Origin of the sequence: Leucobacter sp. NPDC015123, from assembly GCF_043080205.1 — a bacterium.
In the GTDB taxonomy this organism is placed as follows: Bacteria; Actinomycetota; Actinomycetes; order Actinomycetales; family Microbacteriaceae; genus Leucobacter; species Leucobacter aridicollis_A.
The window spans coordinates 529,345-551,074 of the sequence record NZ_JBIBVH010000002.1 but is presented as its reverse complement, the minus strand read 5'-3'; the positions used below and the strand labels follow the sequence as shown (position 1 = coordinate 551,074).

The window sequence follows — 21,730 nt, the reverse complement described above, 5'->3', positions numbered from 1 at the left end:
GACCGATGTACCGTTGTTACAGCAAAGTTCGCTGCGTGAGGTGAGGAATATATGTCCAACGATATGGGATTCCCGGGTTTCGGCGGGGCCGTCATCGCGATCTTCGGTGTCTGGTCGCTTGTCGGGATCGGGATCTACGTTTGGTACCTCTGGTCACTCGCACGGCTCTTCCCCATGATTGGGCTCCCCGCAGCTCACGGTTGGATTCCCATTTGGAACCAATGGCGGCTGATCGAACGCGGTGGTCTGCCCGGATGGACGGCGGTGCTCACGCTTGTTCCAGGGGTTGGAGCTGTCGCCTACGTCATGTCCGTGATCGCGATGCACAGGTTGAACCGTGAGCACGGTGAGGGCGCAGGAATGACTGTGCTTGGTGCACTCGTTGCCCCATTGTGGGCGACCTTGCTTGGCAGCAAGATTCAGGATCGCGGCTACGCCACCGGAAGCACTGGCGGACGGTACGCGGCAGGTGCCGGGCTCGTCGAGTACGGCGCGGATGGTCAGGTTTACCCGCTGCTGCGACCGGAGGGTAGTCCACAACCCACCGCAACCCAGGGCCAGTTTACGATGCCGCCCGTGCCCCAGAACTTCTCCCCTCAGCAGCCCACGCCGACGAGCGACCGGGCAGCCGCCCCCGTCGTGCCGCCCGTCCAGCGGCCCGCCGTTCCTGTTTCACCTGTCGTGCCCGTCGCCCCGGGGGGAACGCCGCTCCCTGCCGCGAATCGAGCGGAAACTGCGGCTCCTGAAGCGAACGCCGAGGAGCTCAACCCTTGGGGTTTCGGCAAGACAACCGAGGGCAACTTCCTGCGCCTTGCTGGCGAAGAGGTTCCCGCCCGTGAGACCGGGCTCGGCGCTGGGCAGAGCTTGCGGCCGTTCTCGTGGCCCGAGGCGGCACCGCCTCGGCGTGCGACAGCGGAACCCTCTGTGCCTTCCGCCCCGCCCGTGGCGCAGCCTACCGCCCCGCCCGTGGCGCGCTCGGCTGATCCGATTGCGCCCGCCGGGGGCCAGGACGCGCCGCAGAAGCCTGACGCAGTTGCGCCGAGGACAGTGCCGCAGGTCGTGTCCACCCCGGTCGCCGCCAGAGTCCCGCTTCCAGACTTTTGGGCTGAGTCAGACGCCCCAGCGCACAAGCCGGCCGCCGAGGGCGCGTCTGCTGAAGATCCTCGGCCGGCGACGACAGTCGCTTCTGGGGCCGACTGGCCCAAGCCCAAAGCAACATCAATGGACGCTGCAAGCCTTGAACTGGACCCGGCGGGGCTGCCGTTCTCACCGCCACAGCGGTCGGCGCATCCGGTCCAGGCAGCGCCGCCAGCACCTGTGCAAGCGGAGCCTCCTGCACCCCAGGTAGCATCCGCACCCGCATCAGCGCCCGAGCCAGTCGCCGCCCCTGCTGCGCCTGCAGCTCCCGCCACGCCTGCAGCTCCCGCCACGCCTGCAGCTCCCGCCACGCCTGCAGCTCCCGCCACGCCTGCGGCTCCCACTGCGCCGGCCCCGACGCCGCCGGTCGCGGCCCCGCGAGTTGCCCCCTCACATCTCAGCGCGCAGTCGATTCTTGGTCTTGATGACGACCTCGATAGCACTGTCGTCGTGGCAAAACGGGATCGTTGGGTGCTTGAACTTCCGGATGGTCAGCAACTTGACCTCCTCGGTGATGACATCGTGTTGGGTCGCAAGCCCGTCGCGCTCGATGGCTCCGAGGTGCTCGTCGTGAACGACCCCACCCGGACGCTCTCAAAGTCGCACGCGCGTCTCCGTCGGTCTGGTGATTCGTGGACGATCGAGGACCTGAACTCCACGAACGGCGTGTTCGTCACTGATTCGGCAGGGAACCAGGTCGAGCTCGAGCCGGGCGCCCCCGCGCCGGTTACCGGCGATGTGCTGATCGGCACGCTTGAAGCGCGGGTAGTGATCGCCGAGTAACGCCGAGGTCACGATTGCGACCGTGTCGTAATCGTGACCTCAATCATTTGCGCTCTTCTTCTAAATCAGTAACATTGCACTGACGGGTACCTGCGGGTGTCGCGCTCACGGCCAACGACGGTCTGCGCTTCGCCAACCGCACTCCCGCTCAATATTCAATGATGAATGATTGGAAGGAATCGTCAATGATTTCACGTTCACACTCCCGCGTGCGGCGCCTTGCGGCCTTCGGCGCGATCGCTGCTTCAGCAGCACTCGTACTCTCGGGCTGCTCGGGCGGTCTTGCTGGCGGCGATAGCGGTGGATCGAGTGATGGCCCGATCAAGCTCGGCATGCTCGCGCCGTTCTCAGGTTCGGAAGCTGCATTCGGCGACTACATGAAGTTTGGCGCGCAACTCGCAATCGACGAGATCAACGAAGACGGCGGCGTCGACGGTCGCGAGCTCGAGCTCGTGACAGAAGACGACGGGTGCGACGCGACCGCGGCCGTCGCTGCTGCGAACAAGCTCGTCAGCGCGGGAGTCGAAGGCTCGGTCGGCGGTTACTGCTCCGGCGCCACGCTCCCCACGCTCCCTGTGTTCAAGGAGGCCGGTATCTCGATGGTGATCCCGGCAGCGAACTCCACCAAGCTCGTCGGCCAGGGCGCCTTCCTCATCAACGGCACTGGCACCCAGCAGGGCAAAGCTGCGGTCGCCTACGCCGAGAAACTCGGCGCGAAATCGGTCGTGCTCATCGACGACAACACCGACTACTCGGTCGACCTCGCGAATGCGTTCGAAGAACAGGCAGGCAGCCTGAACATCGCGAAGCGCGAGTCGGTGAATCCCGACGAGAAGGACTTCGGCGCGAACATCAACAGCATCATTGCTGCGAACCCCGACTTCATCTACTGGACCGGGTACTACCAGGCGGGCGGGCTGCTCATCGATCAGCTGCGTGCCGCCGGCTACGACGGCACGATCCTCGTCGGTGACGGTTCTGTCGACGCGCAGCTCGCAGCGATCGCGGGCCCCGCTATCGAGAACGTGTTCGGCACGTTTACCCGCACCCCCGACATGCTTGAGGGCGGCGACGCATGGGTGAAGGCCTACACCGAACTCGCGAAGGCAGATCCCGGCCCCTACTCGATGCAGACCTACGAGGCAGTGAAGGCGATCGCGCAGGCGATGACAGATGCTGGCAGCACCGACGCTGAAGCAGTCGACAAGGCGCTGCTCGGGCTGAAGGCATTCCCGCTGCTGTCGGGCGACCTCACGTTCGCGAAGGACGGCTCACGCGAGGGCGGCGGCTTCGTGATCGTATCCCCGACCGGTGAGAACGGCGCGTTCGTCCTTTCCGACGACCTGTCCTAAGGGACCGTGCGACCGGCCGCCAGACGCGGCGGCCGGTCGCGGTTCCACCTCAACCCCTCCTCAACGTCGCAGAGAGGTTCTCCTGTGTTCCAACTCATTTGGAACGGCCTGTTCGTAGGCTCGTTCTATGCCCTCGTCGCCCTCGGCTACAGCATGGTGTACGGCATCATCAAGCTGCTCAACTTTGCCCACGGTGACCTCTACATGCTCGGGTCCTTCCTAGCCTTCGTCGTGCTCGGCGGATTCACCGGACTCTTCGGGCTTGGCTCGATCCCGATCCTGCTGCTCGTGCTGCTCATCACGATGCTGCTCACCGGCGGCATTGGTGTCGCCATCGAGCGCATCGCATACCGGCCGCTCCGCACGAGCCCGCGGCTCGCGGCGCTCATCACTGCTGTCGGTGTCTCCTTCACCCTCGAGTACGCGGTCCGCCAGATCTTCGGCGCGAGCCCGCTCGTCTTCCCCATCCGCCTGCAGGGCGAACCCGTCATGATTCTCGGCGCGCGCATCACGATGCCGCAGATCGTGCTGATGGTCGTCGCCGCACTGCTCATGTTCGGGCTCCAGCGCTACGTCATGCATTCACGCGAAGGGCGCGCCATGCGCGCAATCGCCCTCGACCAGAAGGCATCGCTGCTCATGGGTGTGAATGTGAACCGCGTCATTTCGCGCACTTTCTTCATCGGCTCGGCGCTCGCCGGAGCCGCAGGTGTCATGGCAGCCGCCTACTACGGCACCATCGACTTCCTGATGGGCTTCGTCATCGGGCTGAAAGCCTTCACCGCTGCGGTAATTGGGGGCATCGGCAACCTTTACGGAGCGATGCTCGGCGGCATCGTGCTCGGCCTCCTCGAATCCTTTGGCACCTCGTGGTTCGGGGGCCAGTGGCGCGACGTCTTCGCCTTCGGGTTCCTCATCCTTTTCCTTGTGTTCCGACCCACCGGCCTGCTCGGCGAGCGCGTCGTAGAGAGGGTGTGATCGACAATGGCACGTGTCACAGTTCCGCGCCTGCAGGCGCCAAAGCCCTACCTAGAGCGGCCCGCCCCGGTCTCGGGTCTCCTCGCCCCCGACCGCTTCATGAAGCTCGTCGGGCTTGTGCTCTTCGTCGCCGCTGCGGTGCTCCCGTTCATCACGGCGACGCCCTACATCATCTCGATCCTGACCTCGGCGATGATCTACATCGTGCTTGCGATGGGTCTGAACGTCGTCGTCGGCTATGCGGGCCTGCTCGACCTCGGCTACATCGCGTTCATGGCCGTTGGCGCATACACGAGCGGAGTCTTGACGACGCAGTTCGGGCTGTCGATGCTCGAGACGATCCCGTTCGTCGTGCTCGCCTGCATTATCGCCGGTGTCGTCATCGGCGGGCCAACGCTCCGCCTGCGCTCGGACTATCTCGCAATCGTCACGCTCGGCTTCGGCGAAATCATTCGCATCACAGCCAACAACCTGAAGATCACTGGTGGCCCCTCTGGCATCCACGGGATCCCAACCTGGCGGTTCTTTGGGTGGTCGTTCGCTGACGGTCTCGATATCGGTGGCGTGCACTTCAGCTCAAAGATCCTGCTCTACTACTTCGTGCTGTTCGTCGGCATTGGCCTCGCGGTCGTCGCTGTCTCGCGCCTCGGCAAAGGCAAGCTTGGTCGTGCCTGGAAGTCGGTGCGCGACGATGAGGACGTGAGCGAGGCGATGGGTATCAACGGCTACACGACAAAGCTCGCAGCGTACATCATCGGCGCAGTCTGGGGCGGGTTCGCGGGCACGCTCATGGCAAGTCACCTGTCTGCAATCTCACCGAACAGCTTCGAATTTCTTTACTCGGCGCTCGTACTCATGGCAGTCGTACTCGGCGGCATGGGATCCACCCCCGGCGTGATCATCGGAGCGCTCTTCGTGTCGCTCGCGCCCGAGTTCCTCCGCGAGTTCTCAGAATGGCGCTTCCTGCTCTTTGGCGTGCTGCTCGTCGTCGCGATGATCTTCAGGCCAAAGGGAATCTGGCCAGCGAACGCGGTGCTGCCGTTCCTGAAGAAACGTGAGATCCCCGAGATCCCGCCTACGGCCGCAGTATCCGTAGTTGGCGTCGGAGCCGACTATGACGGTGAGACAGATGGTCAAGCTGCCCCTGAAATCGCTGGCAACTCGAACGAAGAGGAGAGTGGGCGATGAGCGACACTCACGCAACCATTGCGTCGGTACGTAACGCAGACGGCGGCGCGCCGGCGAGCGACTCCCGCCGAGTGCTCCTCGACGTGCAGGGCCTCGCGGTCTCGTTCGGCGGAATCAAAGCCGTCGCGGGCCTTTCCTTCTCGGTGCACGAGGGCGAAATCGTCTCGGTGATCGGGCCGAACGGTGCGGGCAAGACGAGCGCATTTAACTGCATTTCGGGCTTCTACCGCCCGAACGCGGGCTCCGTCGTCTTCGACGGCGAATCAGTCACGCGAAAGAAGCCGTCGCACATCACGAAGCGCGGTATGGCCCGCACGTTCCAGAACGTGCGCTTGTTCCGCGATATGAGTGTGCTCGAGAACGTGAAGACCGGGATGCACTCGCACCTTGGGCAAAACGTCTTCGATGCGATGCTGCACACGCCGCGCTACAAGCGCAGTGAGGCGCAGTGCACTGAGGATGCGCGCGGCTGGCTCGACTTTGTCGGCTTCCGTGCCGACGACGAGTTGCTCGTCACCCAGCTGCCCTACGGCGAGCAGCGCCGCGTGGAGATCGCGCGGGCGCTCGCTACGCAGCCGAAGTTGCTCCTGCTCGACGAGCCCGGAGCCGGCCTCAATCACAACGAGAAGAACGAGCTTATGGAGCTCATTCGCAAGATCCGTGACCTCGGCGTCTCGATTGTGCTCATTGAGCACGACATGGGCCTCGTCATGGAGATCTCCGAGCGCGTGGTCGTGCTCAACTACGGCAAGGAGATCGCCGATGGCACGCCAGCCGAGGTGAAGACCAACCCGGTCGTCATCGCTGCATACCTAGGGGAGGAAGAGGATGAGTAACCTCGTACTCGAAGACGTAGACCTCTACTACAACCGAGTGCACGCCCTGCGCGGGCTGAGCCTCGAGGTGAACGAGGGCGAAATCGTTTCGCTGCTTGGCAACAACGGCGCCGGAAAGACCTCGACGCTCTCGATGCTCTCGGGCCTCGAGCGGCCGCGAAACGGCCGCGTGACCTGGGGCGACAAGGATCTCACCAAGCTCCAACCGTGGGACATGGTCGAGGCAGGTCTGCTGCACATCCCCGAGGGGCGCCGCGTCTTCTCGACGATGACTGTGCACGAGAACCTGCTCATCGGCGGCTATCTCGTGAAGGACCAGAAGATCATCGCGGAACGCGCGGCCCACGCATACGAGCTGATGCCGCGCCTCGCCGAGCGCCGCGATCAACAGGGCGGCACGCTCTCGGGAGGCGAGCAGCAGATGCTCGCGCTCGGGCGGGCGCTCGTCGGCGGGCCGAAGCTGCTTCTGCTCGACGAGCCCTCGATGGGGCTCGCGCCGCTCATCGTGAAGCAAGTGATGGAAATCATCCGCGAGGTGAATAAGCAGGGGACTACGGTGCTACTCGTGGAGCAGAACGCGAAGGCTGCACTGAAGATCGCCGACAGGGCGTATGTGCTCGAGTCTGGGCGGGTCACGCTGCAGGGGCCGGCGGCGGAGCTTGCTGAGGATCCGCGCGTGATCGAGGCGTACCTCGGAGCGTAGCAATGCGGCTGGGCCTGGCGTCTCGCCATGCCCAGCCGCTGTTTTTCTGGGACCGTGTGTCCTCGCTGCGTTATCTAGGCAACCGGTGGGGTGAGCGCCTCGATCGCAAGGCGGAGAATCCCGCGGGCCTCCTGAAGCGCCCGCGTGGTCTCTGGGCGACCTGCGCCAGTCTTCAGCATCAGTATCGCTTCTTTCACCCCGCCGTCTGCAGCGGCGAGCGCCACACTCGCGCTTGAAGCGTCGGCGCCGGTAGCGCGCATGACTGTAAGTTCCGACCTCGCGACAAGCTTTTCATTGGTTGCCCGCAGGTCGACCATGACGCCCTGGTACGTCTTGCCAAGGCGTATCATGCTCAGCGTGCTCAGCATGTTGAGCACAAGCTTTTGCGCAGTGCCCGACTTCAGGCGCGTTGAGCCCGCGACAAATTCGGGGCCGACAACGACGTCGATTGCGACGTCAGCGATCGCCGCGATCGGTGAACCTGCATTTGAGGCAACAGAAACTGTCAATGCGCCGATCTCTCGGGCCGCGAGTAGCCCGCCAACTACGTATGGAGTGCGCCCGGAAGCTGACAGCCCGACGACGGTGTCGAGCTCGTTGAGGCCGAGGGCAGCAAACTCGGCCCGCGCCGCCTTATCGTCGTCCTCGGCGTGCTCGATTGCGGTGAGGATCGCATCATGTCCGCCTGCGATGAGCCCGACGACGAGACTGGGATCGGTGCCAAAGGTTGGTGGGCACTCGCTCGCGTCGAGCACACCAATTCGGCCGGGTGTGCCGGCACCGAGGTAGAAGAGCCTTCCTCCGCGGGCGAGGCGATCGGCGATGCCGTCGACTGCTCGGGCGATGGCATCGGCTTGCCCAGCGACGATGCCGGGTACGGTCGCGTCCTCACGGTTCATCGCGAGAACGAGTTCGAGTGTATCGAGCTCGTCGAGGTCTCCCGCGTCAGAGCGGGTCGCCTCCGTGGTAAGGCCGAGGAGCTCTGCGCGAAGCTCCGCGCGCACGTCGGCGTCAGCTGCTGGGGTCTGCACGGTGGATGTGCCTTTCGTGGGGGAGATCGGTGTTGAGCGCGACGAGTCGGGCACCGTCGATGGCGCTGCCCAGTGGCATTCTCGGCGTGAGTCCGCCGGCAGCGAGCGCCTCGCGAAGTGCCTGCCCGAACCAGGCGTGTGACGTGATGCCGCCAAGGAGCGCAACCGGGTCGCCGGGGGAGCTCGCTGCAAGGGCGCTCGAGACGAGAAGCCCAATCGCCTCGTCGGCAATTTGCGTGGCCGTGTGGTCGCCCGCAGCGGCGAGATCGAGCAGTGGCGGGGCCGCAGATGCGAGCCTGCGTGCCGTGTTCGGGGCGGCAGCGAGCCAGGCGACTGGGTCTGCGCCGCCGGTGAGATCATCGATGGCTGCGCGGATGCCCGAGGCGGTGGCCGTACCGTCGCGCTCGGCGAGGGCTCTGCGCAGCGCGCGGCGCCCGAGCCAACTGCCGCTCCCGAGGTCACCGAGCTCTGGCCCCCAACCGTCGACGCGACGGAGTGCGCCGGCGGTGTCAAGCCCGAGGGCAACAGCGCCGGTGCCGACGACCAGTACGGTGCCCGATTCGCCGCCAAGAGCTCCGACGTGGGCGGTGACGACGTCTGAGGTCGCTGCGGCGTGTGCGCTGCAGCCTGCGGCGAGAGTTGTCGCGACATGCGCTCCGACGGCTGTGTTCGTGAGTGCGCCAGCGACTCCGGCCCCGATGCGGATCTGCCCGGGGGTGAGCGGCGCCCCAGCCGTGGCGCGGGTGAGCAGCTCGCTGGCAAGCTCAGCGAGCGCTGCGGCCGAGTCCGTCCCGACGCGCGACCCCGCTGCAACTCCGACACTCTCCGCGCTGAGGGGTGCGCCGTCTGGGCCGGTGAGCAGCGTGCCGTCGGCTGCGTGGAGCTCGGCACGGGCTCGCGTCTTGCCGAGGTCGAGGCACAGCACGCTTGTCTGGCTGGGCTGGGTGGTCACGCATTTCCTCCGGCTGGGGCCGGACCCCTGTGGCCGGCGGTGCCTGAAAATGTACTACACAATTTGATGAAAGTGTGGAAAAAAATTTCGCAGCAGGTCGGGTGTGCGCCATACTCGAGGTGGGACGCGCGCGCGACCCGCATACACGAGGGAGTGCAATGAGCATACAGTCAACGATCGAAGCGGTCGCCCAAACCTTGCCCCCGTCGACGCGTCGCATCGCGGAGGTGGTGCGTGAGCGCCCCGCAATCGTGCTTGAGAGCACGATCAGCGAACTCGCGGTGCGCTGCGAGACGTCTGAGGCGTCGGTGGTTCGCTTCTGCCGAGCACTCGGACTGAGTGGGTACTCGCAGCTCAAGATTGAACTCGCGACCGAGCTTGGGCGTGAGTTCGCGCAGTTTGGCCCGTCGCTGAACTACGGTTCCGACATTGCCGCCACTGATTCGCTGCGAGAGATGGCGGCAAAGATTTCCTCGCTTGAGATTCTTGCGATCCAGGAGACCGTCGCCCGCCTCGATTACGACGCGCTTGAGCGCGTCGTCTCGGCAGTTGACGCTTCCGATCGGGTGCTCCTGTTCGGTGTCGGTGCGAGCCACTTCATCGCCGAAGACCTGCAGCACAAGCTGTTTCGCATCGGCAGAAACGCGTTTGTGCTTGGCGATCCACACGAGGCGCTCGCCGCCGCTGCGCTGCCCGGAGCGCGGACGGTTGCGATCGGGTTTTCGCACCGCGGCGAGACGCAGGAGACCGTTGCGTTCCTGCGTGAGGCCGCACGCTCCGGCGCGAGCACCGTCGGTGTGACGAGCGCTCGCGGTTCGGCGCTCAATGAGGTCGCGAACGAGACGTTGTTTACCGAGGTGCGCGAAACCGCGTTCCGGGCTGGAGCAATGGTGAGCCGCATAGCCCAGCTCGCGGTAGTCGATTGCGTGTTCGCCGGAGTTGCCCAGCGGCGCTTCGATGAGACGGTTGATGCGCTCAAGGTGACTCGCGAGGCCGCGACCAGAATGCACGGTTCGGAAAAAAACTCCGAAATCTAGTTCAATTCTGAAAATTCTTGACAATCCCCGTTTTGGGTGGGTACATTCAAGCTCACGACCGAGGAGGGTCGCGTCGGCGATCCTCCACCCGACGAAAGGCAAGTAGTGTCCGAGCCAGCATTCCCCGCAGCGATCCGCACCTTCGCGGTCGGTGACGGGCCGCGCATCGCCGCAGCCTGGACCCGCGCGGCACCCCAAGACGGGATGACCGCCAACCGGTTCAGCGAGCTCGTGCTGCTCGACCGAAACTTCGAGGCAGAAGGCCTCTTCGTCGCAGAACAAGGCGGCGAGATCGTCGGGGCGAGTTACGCGGTGCGCCGCAGAATCGCACACGATGGCAGCGACCTCGAGCCCGAGCGCGGGTGGATCCCGTTCTTCTTCGTTACCCAGAACGCGCGTGGTGCCGGGCTCGGACGCTCGCTCGTTTCCCGCGCGATGGAGTGGCTCGCGGGTCACGGGCGCACAGAGGTCGTGTTCTCCGCATACACGCCAAACTACGTACTCCCCGGGCTCGACATCGAGCGATACCCCGAGGCAGCCGAGCTGCTCACCTCCCTCGGCTTCACCGAGATCGAGCGCCCGAGCGCCATGGACCGCTCGCTCATTGGCTACGAGATGCCCGCCGAAGCGCGCGGGCTCGTTGACGGCCTTATCGAACGCGGCTATACCCTCTCGAGCCCAACCCGCGACGAACTCGTGCCGCTCATCCAGATGGCCGGTGAGCGCTTCAATTCAGACTGGGCGCGCGCGATCCGCGAGGGCACAGTATCGGGCCTCCCCCTCGAACGCATTATCGTCGCCCGCGACCCCGAGGGCACCCTGCTTGGCTGGGCAATGCACGGCACTTACGAGGGAGTGATCGAGCGCTTCGGACCATTCGGCGTCGTCCCCGAGAGCCGCGGCACCGGGCTCGGCAAGGCGCTGCTCCACGTCACACTCGAGCGCATGTGCGCGCTCGGTGCGCACAGCGCCTGGTTCCTGTGGGCAGACTTCGGCTCCGCGGCCTCGCAGCTGTACGCGAAGACCGGATTTGGCATCAGCCGCACCTTCAGCATCCTCCGCGCCGAACTCGGCGCACCCACCGCAACGGAAGGCGGCGCAGCATGACCGAACACGCGAACGGGGAGCACGCTGGAAAGACAGTCATCGCGGTCGGCGGACACATCGGCGACATGGAGCTCACGGCCGGCCCCACCCTCGCAAAGATGGTGCTCGAAGGTGCCCGCGCGATCATCATCGACTGCACCTACGGAGAGCGCGGCCACCCGACGCTCGTCCCCTCCGTCTACCGGGAACAAAAACTCGCCGAGGCACGCCACTTCGCAGACGTTATCGGTGCAGAACTCATCGTGCTCGACTACAGCGACGGGTTCCTGCCCGACGACGAGGCAGTCGCAGAACAGATCGCGCACGTGATCCGCGAGGCGAAGCCGGACGTGCTCATCACTCACTGGCTGCACTCGATGCACCGTGACCACGAGCGCGCCGCGGCCGCGGCCCTGCGGGCGGCATTCCTCGCGTCAATCCCGATCGAAGAGGAGCCGCTGCCCAGACACTCGGTGCCGCAGATACTTCACGCCGAGAACTGGGAGGACATGGAGGGCTTCGAAGCCGACGTCTTCGTGCCGATTCCTGAGGCCGCATTCGAACGCTGGCTCGACGGGATCTCCGAGCACGCCTTTGCCAGGGGAGAGACCTACGGATTCCGCTTCATCGACTACTACGAGGCGCTCATGCGTGTGAAAGGCTGCCTCGTCGGCCACGAGCGGGCATGCGCGTTCCGATCCGCCGGAACTGAGAAGTTCACGCTCGCCGGGCCCTAACCACGCGCGACACGTCAGGATACCCGCTCGGAATCCTCCCCGGGGAGCCAGGTACACCAACATTCACACCACCAGCACACTCACAACAGCGTTCGCCAGCGACGGCGGAACGTGAAAGGAACGATCGTGAAACGAAAGAAACTTGCGCAGGCAGCCGCAATTGGAATCACAGCTGCACTTGCGTTCACCGCGTGCAGCTCGGGTCCGTCGGGTGACTCAGGCGGAGACGCTGGGGGCGACACCAAGATCACGTTCCTTACGCACTGGGGCCCCGAACAGGTCACGATGCTCAAGGACGCGGCCGCCGAGTTCGCGACAGACCACCCCGGCATCAGCGTCGATGTTCAGGCGGTCCCATTCGGCAATCTGCTCTCGACGCTGCGCACCCAGGGGGCGTCCGCTGACGGCCCGACGATTACCGGCATCTACGACCTGTGGCTGCCAGAGCTCGTGCGCGATGGCCTCGCCGACGCGGCACCCGAGGCCGCGGCTGCTGAGGTGACGGCGAACTGGCCCGAAAACCTCGTCGCCGCGGCCAGCTCAGACGGCAAGGTCTACGGCGTGCCCAACGAGGTCGACCTCTACCAACTGAACCGCAACACGGCGCTGTTCGATGCCGCCGGCGTCGACGGGGCCCCGGAGACATGGGACGACCTTGTCGCAGATGCCAAGAAGCTCACGACTGGCGACCAGCAGGGCATCGGCTTCATTACAGGGTGGGGCTCGGGCGCGATCCACCCGTTCCTGTCGTTGCTTGCATCCAACGGCGGCACCTTCCTCAACGAGGACGGCACCGCATCGGCGCTCACCGAGCCTGCAGCGATCGAGACCGCTGAGCTCTACGAGCAGTTGGTGAAGGACAAGCTCACCGACCCGGCAAAGTCGACTGCGAACGCAAACACGACCGGCCCGTACCTCGACAACTTCACGAACGGCAAGACCGGCATGATCATCATGGCGAACTGGTGGGAGTCGGCGCTGAAGGACAGCATGGGCGACAAATTTGCAAACGTCGCGACATCGCCGATTCCGGTCGGCCCCAGTGGCACCAAATCGTCTTCAATCTCATACTCGTGGATGACGACCGTCAACGCAAAGGCATCAGACGAGAAGCGCGCTGCCGCCTGGGAGTTCCTCACCTGGCTCAACGGCGCAGACTCGGGCGAGGCTGGCTCGTCGGCGATGGCCGACATCCTGCTCTCAATGGGCATCCTCCCCAGCCGAGCATCTGACCTTGAGGCAAACGCCGCAAAGCTCGACACTCCCTTCCTTTCCTCCTACGTCGGGGCGCTCGAAGACGCAACGCCGTTCCCGACCGTCATCGGCGGACAGGCCGCTGCCGACGCTCTCCAGAAGCAAATCGAGGCGCTGCTCAACGGCCAGGTCACGGGCGAAGAAGCGATGACCAAGGCTGCAGCCGACGTTGACGCTGCTCTCGAGAAAGCCCAGAAGTAGCCGCGAGCTGCAAGCGACACCTACGAGAAGAAGGCACTTTACTGTCGTGACGACCACACACGCTGCACCGGCGGGGACGCTCTCCTCGCCGGTGCAGCACCCCAAACGCCGCAGCGGGCAAGGCCAGGGCCGCTGGTCTGCCCTGTTCCTCAGCCCCGCGCTCGTCATCATTACCATCTTCACGGTGGTGCCAATCGTCATGACGGTGGTCATCAGCCTGCACGAGTGGTCGATGTTCACCCCGATCACGGAAATGACCTGGGTCGGCCTCGACAACTACGCGACACTGTTCGCCGATTCGAACCGGACGCAGGCGATGCTCAACACGGGCGTCTATGTCGTGCTGAGCATCGTCATCACGGTTCCGCTTGGTCTACTCATCGCGATGCTGCTGTACTTTCCGAAGCTGCGCGGGCAGAACCTGATTCGGGTAATCCTGTTCTCGACCTACGTGATCCCGACAATCGCAATTGTGATCATCTGGAGCAACATTTATGCACCTGGCTACGGCCCGCTCTCGACGATGCTTCAGAGCATTGGCATCACGCCACCTGGATGGTTGAGTGACCCGTCGTGGGCACTCATCTCACTCGTCATCTTCAATGTCTGGCAGATGCTCGGCTACTACGTGATCCTGCTTGTTGCGGGGCTCACACAGATCCCAGGCGACCTCTACGAGGCAGCCCGCATCGACGGAGCTGGAATTATTCGGCAGACCTGGTCAATCACTATCCCGATGCTCAGCAAGACGCTGTTCTTCGTGATCCTCATGACCTTCATCAACTCAATCCAGGTATTCGACCCGATCTATCTACTGACCCAGGGCGGCCCTGCCGGGTCAACCAACACGATCTCATACGAGATTCAGCGATCTGCATTCTCATACGGCCTCGCCGGCGAATCGAGTGCACTCGCGGTGACGCTGTTCATGACAATTCTGGTGATCGGCGCTCTGCTTGGAGTCGCACTCCGTGGGAGGAAGAAATGAACGCGACAGTGCCAGGCGCCGCAGCAGATACCACCCACGCGATCTTGCTGCGCGAGGCGACGGGCAGAGCGCCTGCTGTGCCACAGCCTCGGCGGAACTCACCCAAGCGTTGGCAGGCCGCGCTGCTCTACGCTGCACTCGTGCTCGTCGCCGTAGTTCCGCTGTTCCCGCTCTACTGGCTGGTCATCTCGGCGTTCAAGACGCCCGGTGAGTTCTCAAGTGTGCCACCCACCTGGTTCCCTGCGCAGCCAACACTCGACCCGGTCGTTACCGCGCTCACAGAGGTGCCGTTCCTGCAATCTATGCTCAACAGCCTGCTCATCGCGGGCGGAACGACGCTCTCGGTGCTCGTCACCAGCGTGCTCGCGGGTTACGTCTTCGCAAAGCACCAGTTCCGTGGCCGGGACACGCTGTTCTGGGCCGTTGTCGCCACGATGTTCCTGCCTCCCGTTGTCACGCTCGTGCCGCTCTACTATCTGGTGAGCAGCATGGGCCTAGACGACACCTACCTCGGCGTGATGCTCCCGTGGCTCGCGAATCCGTTCGGCATCTTCCTCATGCGGCAGTTCATCTCAGACTTGCCCGACGAGATCATCGAGGCTGCCCGGATGGACGGCGCAGGCGAGCTGAGGATCGTGTGGCAGTTTGTGCTGCCGATGCTCAAGCCTGCCGTTGTGACGCTCGGCGTCTTCATGTTTGTCTACGCCTGGAACAACTTCATCTGGCCGCTGTCCATCCTGAAATCTGAGGCGCTATATCCTGTTGTGCTCACGATCAACCGCCTGATGTCGTACACGATGAGCTTTGAGTATCAGAACGTAGTGGTCGCTGGGGCCCTCATCGCGTCACTCCCGACGCTCATCGTGTTCCTGATCGCGCAGCGGGTCTTCGTGCAGGGCATCGCGAGTAGCGGTGTGAAGGGCTGAGCCAAATACGAGGACCCGTGCGGAGGCCTGACACCGATTGCCTGACAACGATGGGCGGTCGCGAAGGAGACCCGCTCGCGTTACCCTGGGGGCAGAACTGGGCCTCCGATTCGTTGGGCCCGGCACGATCGAGCGGAGGCCAGCGATGGCGAGACCCACCACCCGCGCAGAGCTTCTACAGGCTGCAGAGGCAGGGTACGACACGCTGCTCGCACTGATCGCAGAGATGAGCGATGCCGAGCGGGAGGGCCCCCTCAGTTACGGCCCGGGTTTTGCGAAGTCGGAGGCCCACTGGGCGCGCGACCGGACCGTTCGCGACGTTATCGTGCATCTCACCGCGTGGCATGGGTTGCTGCGAGACTGGGTCGTGGCGAATGAGGGCGGGAACCCGTCACCGTTTCTGCCCTCGCCATACACCTGGCGGGACTACGCAGGCATGAATGTCGAATTCCGTGATGCGCACGAGTCGACGAGCCTCGCCGACGCCCTCCGAGAGTTCGGAGACAGCCATGCGGCCGTGATGGCCCTCATCGACGGGTATACCAACGAGGAACTCTTCGTGAAGAAGTTCTATCCCTGGACCGGGACGACGTCGCTTGGATCGTATTGCGTATCGGCGACGTCAAGTCACTACGATTGGGCAGTGAAGAAACTGCGAGCGGCCCGGCGCGGCGCGCGGACCCCGGGTTAGTCCTCTAGGTCCCGCAGCGCGCTGAGCGGGAGCGGCTGTGCTATCGGACGCTTCGCCGACTGCGCGAGCGACTGCGCCGCCGCGGCCGGAGCGGGCACGGCGTCGGCACCGACGCGGCCCGCGCCTCCCGAGAGGCACGATACGGCGAAACCGCAGACCCTGCCCTGGCACCATCCCATTCCCGCGCGAGTGAGACCCTTCTCGGTTCTCAGATCCTCAGCCGCAAGTTCGCCGTGTGCGTGGTCGAGCTCGCCATAGGAGACTTCTTCGCAGCGGCAGACGGTCGTCTCTGGGGTGAGCCTGTCTGCCCAGCCAGCCGGCACAGGGTGGGCGAGGTGCATCGCCTCGGCGAAACCGCGGTTTCGGGCGAGTGCCCGCCGTTCGGCGCCCGTCACCGCGTCGAGGGCAGTCGATGATCCGTGCCCAGGCGTTGCCGTCTGGTCGGCAGCTTTGGCCTGACGTGTTCCGAGCGTCTCGAGGGCCGCTGAGCGTCCTGCAATCTCGCCCTCGAGTACCGACAACGGGGCGCCCCCGACGCCGGTGATCTCGCCAGCGAGGTAGAGGCCTCGTACCGACGAGAGCCCGGTCTCGTCGACGATTCCCACGAGCGATCCGTCGACGTCGACGCGCGTCTCGACCCCGAGCTGTACCGGGAGTTCGAGCTGCGGGGTGAACCCCCAGCCAAGCCCGACGCCGTCAATGCCTGTGAGCTCGCGCTCGCTGCCGGGAATCACCTCGCCGGTTGAGCGAACCCGAGCGGTGCGCACGCCGGTGACGCTGTCGGTGCCGAGGATCTCGGTGATCACCGTGCGAACCCGGTACGGGATCCGGTGTTTGAGGAACGTAGCCACGTACCCGGCGCCCTCGACTGCTTTCGCGGGGACTCCCGCTGCGCGGTGGGCACGGGGAAGCCAGCCCGCGAGCGAGGCCGATTCGAGTACCGCCGCGACAGCACCGCCGGCCTGGGTGATGTTGGCGGCGACTGGAAGGAGGAAGGGGCCAGTGCCCGCGATGACAAAACGAGAGCCGGGGAGCATTCCGTTCTGCTTCACAAACGCCTGGATTCCGCCTGCAGCCATGACGCCAGGAAGTTGCCAGCCGGGAACCGGGAGCTGCCTGTCGTAGCCCCCTGTGGCGAGCACGAGCGACGCCGCACGAATCGAGGGAACCCTGCTCTGCCCGCCGCCGTGAGCCGGTGCGAGTTCGAGGGCGAACACATCGCTGTGGGAGAGCGCCCGCGCCATCCACACGCTTGTTGAGGGAAAGAATGTGATCCTGCCGGCGGCTAGGCCCGCATCGAATCTGGCGCGCAGCCCGAGGTACTGCTTCCACCCGTGATGGAACTCGCCAGCTTCGGGCGCGCCTGCGGCCTCGGAACGGTGACGCCAGTACTGTCCGCCGGGCTGCTCTGCGGAGTCGACGACGGCAACGCGTGCGCCGTTGTCTGAGGCTGCGGCGGCGGCCGCGAGACCGGCCGGCCCAGCGCCGACGACTGCGACGTCGAACTTGGGGGCCCGCCCTGTCGGGCGCGACACGTGTGCATTGGTGGGGGCCTGTGCGCTCATGCTCCGCCCTCCGCGTCGAGCTCAGTCGCTGATCCAGTGGCCTCAGCGTCGCCGCCGGGGCCCGTCGCCCCTCTCACGTCCATTCCCTCCTTGAGTGGGACCATGCACGAGCGCTGCCCCGATTCCCCGTCGATCTCGACGAGGCAGTCAAAGCAGACGCCGATGCCGCAGAAGAGGCCGCGGGAGGCGCCGCTTCGGGTTTCGCGCCAGCCACGCTTGCCTGTCGCGATGAGTGCGGCGGCGACGCTCGCTCCGGGAGCGCAACGTATTGGCTCGCCTTCGAAGGTCGCGTGAATCTCGCTCTGCGCTGGGTCTCTGGGCTGCGAGCTCATGCGTGCGCCTCCGTTGCGTCGTGGTTCGCGAACCCTGGCTCATCGAAGCGTTCGGGTCGAAATTCCGTTAGGGGCATATCTGGAGTGATCCCGGCGAGTGCTTGGCCAAGGAGCTTGCCTGTGCCGACCGAGAGACCGATGCCTGCGCCCTCGTGGCCGGCTGCGTGCCACAGCCCAGGCGCTCGCGGGTCGTGGCCGATCACCGGGAGGTGGTCGGGGCAGAAGGGACGGAAGCCGTGGTAGTGGCGGAGGATCCGCGTGCGTTCGAGGAACGGGAAGAGTTCGATTGCGTTTGCCGCGATCTGGCGCAGCGCGTCGGGGCTGACAGTGTTGTCGAAGCCGATGCGCTCGCGACTCGACCCGATGAGGATCGTTCCGGCTGGAGTGCCCTCCACGACTGGCGACGACTGCAGCGATGCGTCGCCGCTGCCGACGTTGTCTATGTACTCTGCGGCATAGACCTTGTGGTGAACCATCGGGGGGAGTGGCTCGGTCACGAGAACAAAGCCACGCCTGGGATTGACCGGGACATTTACTCCGGCGAGAGCCGCGATCTCTGGCGCCCATGTGCCCGCGGCGTTGACTATATTCGCCGCAGAGAATTCACCCTTGGGGGTGCGTACGCCCGTCACACTGTCCCCATCGCGGAGGAGCTCGGTCACCGGTGCGTTCACGACGAGCTGCGCGCCGCGTTCCCGTGCGAGGCGCAGCAAGTGGGAGGCGGCGAGAATGGGTTGGACCTGACTGTCCTCAGGATAGAACGCAGCTCCGAGGGCGCGATCCGTGACGTGCGGCTCGAGTGTGCGTAGCGCCTGAATGTCGAGGGGCTCGGCGACGATGCCGTGCGAGCGCTGTGCCGTGGTGACTCGATCGAGTGAGGCGAGACTTGTTTCACGTGAAGCAACGATGATGCCGCCCTTCGCCTCGAACTCCCAGAGGTGCCCGAACTCTGAAAGCTCGCCCTTCCAGACCCCAAGGGAGTACCGCATGAGTTCGAGTTCGGGGCCAAGCTCTTTGTCTGAGACGAGAATGTTGCCCTCGCAGCGAGACGTGGTGCCACTCGCGGGCAAGCCACGCTCGACAACCGTGACCGCCAGACCCTGCAACGTCGCAAAGTATGCGGTCGCGGCGCCGATAATGCCGGCGCCGATAATGAGTACGTCAGCGCGTTCGCTCACGAACCAACTCCGTCCTGGGTGTCGTGCTCCTCCGATCCGGTCGCCCAGACGCGTCGTGCGTGACCGATGTGGTCTCGCATGAGTTGTTCGGCGCCGGCGCCATCTCCGGCTCGCAGGAGCGCGATGAGCGTGTGGTGCTCGCGGGCGCTGTCGCCGAGGCGGCCCTTGCTCGCGAGCTCCTTGAGCCCGTAGAGGCGGGTGCGCGTGCGCAGCGAAGTGGCGAGCTCGGTGAGCTGAGGGTTGTCAATGTGGCTGAGGATGAAGTGGTGAAACTCGCGGTCGAATCCGAGATACCCCTGCAGGTCTTCGGTCTCGGCGGCGGTGAGGCAGGCATCAGCGAGTCGCTCGAGCTCCTCGAAGTCTTCATCCGAGAGCCTGCCGATTGCGGCAGGCATCGACGGGGGCTCGAGGAGCAGACGGATCGCCGCCAGGTCATCGAGTTCCTTGTCAGTCATCGCGGTGATCCTGAAACCCTTGTTCTTAATCGTCTCAACAAGGCCCTCGCGCGCGAGGTCCATCATGGCCTCGCGAACCGGGGTCGCCGAGACTCCGAGCGCCTGCCCGAGGGTTGGCGCAGAGACGAGCGAGCCCTCTGCGATCTCGCCGGTAATGATGGCGGTTCGCAGCTGCTCGAGCACTGTCTCGCGCAGGTTGAGTGGCCGCTTCAGCGGGGTGAGGCGGCGTGAGGGCGAAGGCTGGGTCGACATAGAGGGCTCCTGTGGTGGCTAGGGGCGCTGGCGCGCTGTGTAAACAGCGCTCGCGCACACAAGATCCTCCCACGACATCCCAACGCCGGTATAGAACGCGGGGCGGCCAAGTGTGCGTGTGAAGTTGCCGAGCACGAGATCCTGGAGGTTCGCGGGTGGGGCTGACGTCCAGCGGGCCTCATCGAACGCGGTCGCGAGGTTGCCGTTCTCGCGCCTCGCAGACCCGCGCCCCTCGACCGCAACATCCGCTCGCGAGACGAGTGCATCGTCTACCTCGCGGGCGTCGAGGCCGTGCGTGCCAGTCGCGGCCACGATCGCGTTGTCGCTGACGAGGCTACCGTCAAAGACGGGGGCGGTCGCAGTCGTTGTGAGGATGATGATGTCGGCGGCAGCTACCGCCGCGTCGGTGTCGCTTGCGGCGGTGACCCGGACTTGCGTGGTCGCCGGATCCACGGCGAGTTCGTCGATCATCGCTGCGATGCGCTCGGGCCGTCTGCCGACGACCTCAAAGGTTGCGTCTGGGAAGTCGACGAGCGCGGCGCGGATGTGCTCGATTGCCTGGGTTCCCGCGCCGAACAGGAGAATCCGTGGGTCGGTGCCGAGCCTGGCCCCCTCCGGGGCAAGCCTGGCGAGGTGGCGGATTGCGGTGAGCGTGACCGAGGGGGTGCGGATCGCCGTGAGGCAAGACCCCTCCATGACAGCGATGGGAGCGAGCGTGTCAGACGAGTACAGCAGGTACAGTCCCTGGATTTTCTCGAGCCCGCGATCCGGATTCGAGGGAGCGATGGTGAGCGCCTTGACGCCGCTGAACGTCGCGCTCTGCGCAGGCATCAGCAGGAACTCGCCATCTGGGGCGTCGGCGAAAAGGCGCGGCCCATCGTCCTCGGGACTGAGCCCCGTCGCTAGCGCTGACTCGAGCGCGCCGATCGCGGTCTCGAACGTGAGGAGCTCCCGCACCTCGTCGGCTGAGAAGAAATCGATACTCGGCATTGCTGTCACAGCAGGAATCCCTTCTGGAATGGGTCGGACGGGTCAAGCATGTATTGCGCCGTGCCAGTTACCCAGGCACGGCCGGTGATCTTTGGGACGACAGCGGGGCGGCCGGCGACAGTCGTCTCTTCGATGAGGCGGCCGACGAAACGCGAACCAATGTATGACTCGTTGAGAAAGTCGGTGTCGAGAGCAAGCTCGCCTCGGGCGTGGAGCTGGGCCATGCGCGCGCTGGTGCCGGTGCCGCATGGCGAACGGTCAAACCAGCCCGGGTAAATTGCCATCGCGTGGCGCGAGCGCTCAGCGGTCGAACCCGGGGCCTGGAGGTACACGTGGTGGCAGTCGCGGATATCTGGGCGCTCTGGATGCACGGGCGCATCTGCCTCGTTGATCGCGTCCATGATCGCGAGGCCGGCCTTCGAGAGCTCGTCCTTGTTCGACCGATCCTCACGGAATTCGATGCCCAGCTTCTCCAGCTCGACGATCGCGTAGAAGTTGCCGCCGAACGCGAGGTCGTAGGTCACGGTACCGAGACCCGGAACCTCAACCGTCGCGTCGAGGCGCTCGGAGTACGATGGGACATTCGTGATCGTGACGCTGTCAGCGTGACCATCGGTCACTGCAACCTCGGCGATGACGAGCCCCGCAGGGGTGTCGAGCCGGATCGTGGTGACGGGCTCCGTGACCTCGACCATGCCTGTCTCGACGAGCACCGTCGCAACGCCAATCGTGCCGTGGCCGCACATCGGGAGGCAGCCCGAAACCTCAATGTAGAGCACGCCCCAGTCGCAGTCAGGACGTGTCGGCGGCTGCAAGATTGCGCCGCTCATGGAGGCGTGGCCGCGTGGCTCAAACATGAGTAGTTCGCGGAGCTCGTCGTTGTTCTCCATGAACCAGGTGCGGCGCTCTGCCATCGACTCGCCAGGGAAGACAGGTGCGCCCCCGGTGATGACGCGAGTGGGCATGCCCTCGGTGTGCGAATCGACTGCGTGGTAAACGCGGGAGGTGCGCATCGGCGGCCTTTCTGAGGAGTGCGGCTACGAGGAGCCTGCGTGGATGCTTCGTTGAATCTCTGTGT

Annotated in this window: 21 protein-coding genes; 13 read left to right on the top strand and 8 right to left on the bottom strand. The window is 64.9% G+C overall.

The window, feature by feature from the left end:
* Positions 1 to 51: 51 nt before the first annotated feature.
* From ACF07D_RS06320 to ACF07D_RS06295, 6 genes are all read left to right on the top strand, one after another.
* Positions 52 to 1,920: a DUF5684 domain-containing protein gene (locus tag ACF07D_RS06320; protein ID WP_391504304.1), complete on the top strand. Its 1,869-nt coding sequence runs from the start codon at positions 52 to 54 to the stop codon at positions 1,918 to 1,920.
* A 185-nt stretch (positions 1,921 to 2,105) separates the two neighbouring features.
* Positions 2,106 to 3,272, top strand: coding sequence for a branched-chain amino acid ABC transporter substrate-binding protein (locus ACF07D_RS06315; protein WP_119282603.1), 1,167 nt, complete (start codon positions 2,106 to 2,108; stop codon positions 3,270 to 3,272).
* Positions 3,273 to 3,356: 84 nt separating this feature from the next.
* On the top strand, positions 3,357 to 4,250 hold the full coding sequence (locus ACF07D_RS06310; RefSeq protein WP_119282604.1) for a branched-chain amino acid ABC transporter permease: 894 nt from the start codon (positions 3,357 to 3,359) through the stop codon (positions 4,248 to 4,250).
* 6 nt (positions 4,251 to 4,256) lie between these two features.
* Positions 4,257 to 5,438: a branched-chain amino acid ABC transporter permease gene (locus tag ACF07D_RS06305; protein ID WP_255808548.1), complete on the top strand. Its 1,182-nt coding sequence runs from the start codon at positions 4,257 to 4,259 to the stop codon at positions 5,436 to 5,438.
* Positions 5,435 to 6,274, top strand: a complete 840-nt coding sequence (locus tag ACF07D_RS06300; RefSeq protein WP_119282605.1) for an ABC transporter ATP-binding protein — start codon at positions 5,435 to 5,437, stop codon at positions 6,272 to 6,274. The genes ACF07D_RS06305 and ACF07D_RS06300 overlap by 4 nt, the downstream gene beginning before the upstream one ends.
* The gene (locus ACF07D_RS06295) at positions 6,267 to 6,977 is read left to right on the top strand and encodes an ABC transporter ATP-binding protein (protein WP_255808546.1); all 711 of its coding nucleotides are present in this window, start codon (positions 6,267 to 6,269) and stop codon (positions 6,975 to 6,977) included. The genes ACF07D_RS06300 and ACF07D_RS06295 overlap by 8 nt, the downstream gene beginning before the upstream one ends.
* Before the next feature lie 74 nt (positions 6,978 to 7,051).
* On the opposite strand, the gene murQ is transcribed toward ACF07D_RS06295, so the two are convergent.
* Together murQ and ACF07D_RS06285 are read right to left on the bottom strand one after the other, a co-directional pair.
* Positions 7,052 to 8,008 (bottom strand): N-acetylmuramic acid 6-phosphate etherase, encoded by a 957-nt coding sequence (gene murQ, locus ACF07D_RS06290; protein ID WP_391504303.1) that lies wholly within the window; start codon positions 8,006 to 8,008, stop codon positions 7,052 to 7,054.
* Positions 7,989 to 8,960, bottom strand: a complete 972-nt coding sequence (locus tag ACF07D_RS06285) for an N-acetylglucosamine kinase (protein WP_391504302.1) — start codon at positions 8,958 to 8,960, stop codon at positions 7,989 to 7,991. Before ACF07D_RS06285 ends, murQ begins: the two co-directional genes overlap by 20 nt.
* Positions 8,961 to 9,118: 158 nt before the next feature.
* Here ACF07D_RS06285 and ACF07D_RS06280 point away from each other — a divergent pair, with 158 nt between their 5' ends.
* The 7 genes from ACF07D_RS06280 to ACF07D_RS06250 all read left to right on the top strand — a co-directional run bounded on the left by ACF07D_RS06280 (position 9,119) and on the right by ACF07D_RS06250 (position 15,880).
* Positions 9,119 to 9,997, top strand: a complete 879-nt coding sequence (locus ACF07D_RS06280; RefSeq protein ID WP_391504301.1) for a MurR/RpiR family transcriptional regulator — start codon at positions 9,119 to 9,121, stop codon at positions 9,995 to 9,997.
* 36 nt (positions 9,998 to 10,033) lie between these two features.
* Positions 10,034 to 11,104, top strand: coding sequence for a GNAT family N-acetyltransferase (locus ACF07D_RS06275; protein ID WP_391504300.1), 1,071 nt, complete (start codon positions 10,034 to 10,036; stop codon positions 11,102 to 11,104).
* A complete protein-coding gene (locus tag ACF07D_RS06270) occupies positions 11,101 to 11,820 on the top strand; it encodes a PIG-L deacetylase family protein (RefSeq protein ID WP_391504299.1) in 720 nt (239 codons plus the stop codon). Before ACF07D_RS06275 ends, ACF07D_RS06270 begins: the two co-directional genes overlap by 4 nt.
* 126 nt (positions 11,821 to 11,946) lie before the next feature.
* On the top strand, positions 11,947 to 13,275 hold the full coding sequence (locus ACF07D_RS06265; protein WP_391504298.1) for an extracellular solute-binding protein: 1,329 nt from the start codon (positions 11,947 to 11,949) through the stop codon (positions 13,273 to 13,275).
* Positions 13,276 to 13,321: 46 nt separating this feature from the next.
* A complete protein-coding gene (locus tag ACF07D_RS06260; RefSeq protein WP_391504297.1) occupies positions 13,322 to 14,263 on the top strand; it encodes a carbohydrate ABC transporter permease in 942 nt (313 codons plus the stop codon).
* On the top strand, positions 14,260 to 15,189 hold the full coding sequence (locus ACF07D_RS06255; protein WP_391504296.1) for a carbohydrate ABC transporter permease: 930 nt from the start codon (positions 14,260 to 14,262) through the stop codon (positions 15,187 to 15,189). Before ACF07D_RS06260 ends, ACF07D_RS06255 begins: the two co-directional genes overlap by 4 nt.
* Before the next feature lie 145 nt (positions 15,190 to 15,334).
* On the top strand, positions 15,335 to 15,880 hold the full coding sequence (locus ACF07D_RS06250; protein WP_391504295.1) for a ClbS/DfsB family four-helix bundle protein: 546 nt from the start codon (positions 15,335 to 15,337) through the stop codon (positions 15,878 to 15,880).
* Here ACF07D_RS06250 and ACF07D_RS06245 read toward each other — a convergent pair.
* Genes ACF07D_RS06245 through ACF07D_RS06220 form a run of 6 tightly spaced genes read right to left on the bottom strand, consistent with a single transcriptional unit; the run spans position 15,877 to position 21,665 of the window.
* Positions 15,877 to 17,445, bottom strand: coding sequence for an FAD-dependent oxidoreductase (locus ACF07D_RS06245; protein WP_391504294.1), 1,569 nt, complete (start codon positions 17,443 to 17,445; stop codon positions 15,877 to 15,879). The genes ACF07D_RS06250 and ACF07D_RS06245 overlap by 4 nt on opposite strands.
* Positions 17,442 to 17,777 (bottom strand): (2Fe-2S)-binding protein, encoded by a 336-nt coding sequence (locus ACF07D_RS06240; protein WP_119282615.1) that lies wholly within the window; start codon positions 17,775 to 17,777, stop codon positions 17,442 to 17,444. Before ACF07D_RS06240 ends, ACF07D_RS06245 begins: the two co-directional genes overlap by 4 nt.
* The gene (locus ACF07D_RS06235) at positions 17,774 to 18,955 is read right to left on the bottom strand and encodes an NAD(P)/FAD-dependent oxidoreductase (protein WP_391504293.1); all 1,182 of its coding nucleotides are present in this window, start codon (positions 18,953 to 18,955) and stop codon (positions 17,774 to 17,776) included. The genes ACF07D_RS06240 and ACF07D_RS06235 overlap by 4 nt, the downstream gene beginning before the upstream one ends.
* Positions 18,952 to 19,662, bottom strand: a complete 711-nt coding sequence (locus ACF07D_RS06230; RefSeq protein WP_391504292.1) for a GntR family transcriptional regulator — start codon at positions 19,660 to 19,662, stop codon at positions 18,952 to 18,954. Before ACF07D_RS06230 ends, ACF07D_RS06235 begins: the two co-directional genes overlap by 4 nt.
* Before the next feature lie 18 nt (positions 19,663 to 19,680).
* Positions 19,681 to 20,652, bottom strand: a complete 972-nt coding sequence (locus ACF07D_RS06225; protein ID WP_391504363.1) for an ornithine cyclodeaminase family protein — start codon at positions 20,650 to 20,652, stop codon at positions 19,681 to 19,683.
* Positions 20,653 to 20,657: 5 nt separating this feature from the next.
* The gene (locus ACF07D_RS06220; protein WP_391504291.1) at positions 20,658 to 21,665 is read right to left on the bottom strand and encodes a proline racemase family protein; all 1,008 of its coding nucleotides are present in this window, start codon (positions 21,663 to 21,665) and stop codon (positions 20,658 to 20,660) included.
* Positions 21,666 to 21,730: the final 65 nt, after the last annotated feature.

Coding starts and splice junctions, on each gene's coding strand:
- ACF07D_RS06280 (WP_391504301.1), top strand. CDS start 9,119: ATGAGCATACAGTCAACGATCGAAGCGGTCGCCCAAACCTTGCCCCCG.
- ACF07D_RS06270 (WP_391504299.1), top strand. CDS start 11,101: ATGACCGAACACGCGAACGGGGAGCACGCTGGAAAGACAGTCATCGCG.
- ACF07D_RS06240 (WP_119282615.1), bottom strand. CDS start 17,777: ATGAGCTCGCAGCCCAGAGACCCAGCGCAGAGCGAGATTCACGCGACC.
- ACF07D_RS06320 (WP_391504304.1), top strand. CDS start 52: ATGTCCAACGATATGGGATTCCCGGGTTTCGGCGGGGCCGTCATCGCG.
- ACF07D_RS06300 (WP_119282605.1), top strand. CDS start 5,435: ATGAGCGACACTCACGCAACCATTGCGTCGGTACGTAACGCAGACGGC.
- ACF07D_RS06220 (WP_391504291.1), bottom strand. CDS start 21,665: ATGCGCACCTCCCGCGTTTACCACGCAGTCGATTCGCACACCGAGGGC.
- ACF07D_RS06255 (WP_391504296.1), top strand. CDS start 14,260: ATGAACGCGACAGTGCCAGGCGCCGCAGCAGATACCACCCACGCGATC.
- ACF07D_RS06315 (WP_119282603.1), top strand. CDS start 2,106: ATGATTTCACGTTCACACTCCCGCGTGCGGCGCCTTGCGGCCTTCGGC.
- ACF07D_RS06295 (WP_255808546.1), top strand. CDS start 6,267: ATGAGTAACCTCGTACTCGAAGACGTAGACCTCTACTACAACCGAGTG.
- ACF07D_RS06245 (WP_391504294.1), bottom strand. CDS start 17,445: ATGAGCGCACAGGCCCCCACCAATGCACACGTGTCGCGCCCGACAGGG.
- ACF07D_RS06230 (WP_391504292.1), bottom strand. CDS start 19,662: ATGTCGACCCAGCCTTCGCCCTCACGCCGCCTCACCCCGCTGAAGCGG.
- ACF07D_RS06305 (WP_255808548.1), top strand. CDS start 4,257: ATGGCACGTGTCACAGTTCCGCGCCTGCAGGCGCCAAAGCCCTACCTA.
- ACF07D_RS06250 (WP_391504295.1), top strand. CDS start 15,335: ATGGCGAGACCCACCACCCGCGCAGAGCTTCTACAGGCTGCAGAGGCA.
- ACF07D_RS06225 (WP_391504363.1), bottom strand. CDS start 20,652: ATGCCGAGTATCGATTTCTTCTCAGCCGACGAGGTGCGGGAGCTCCTC.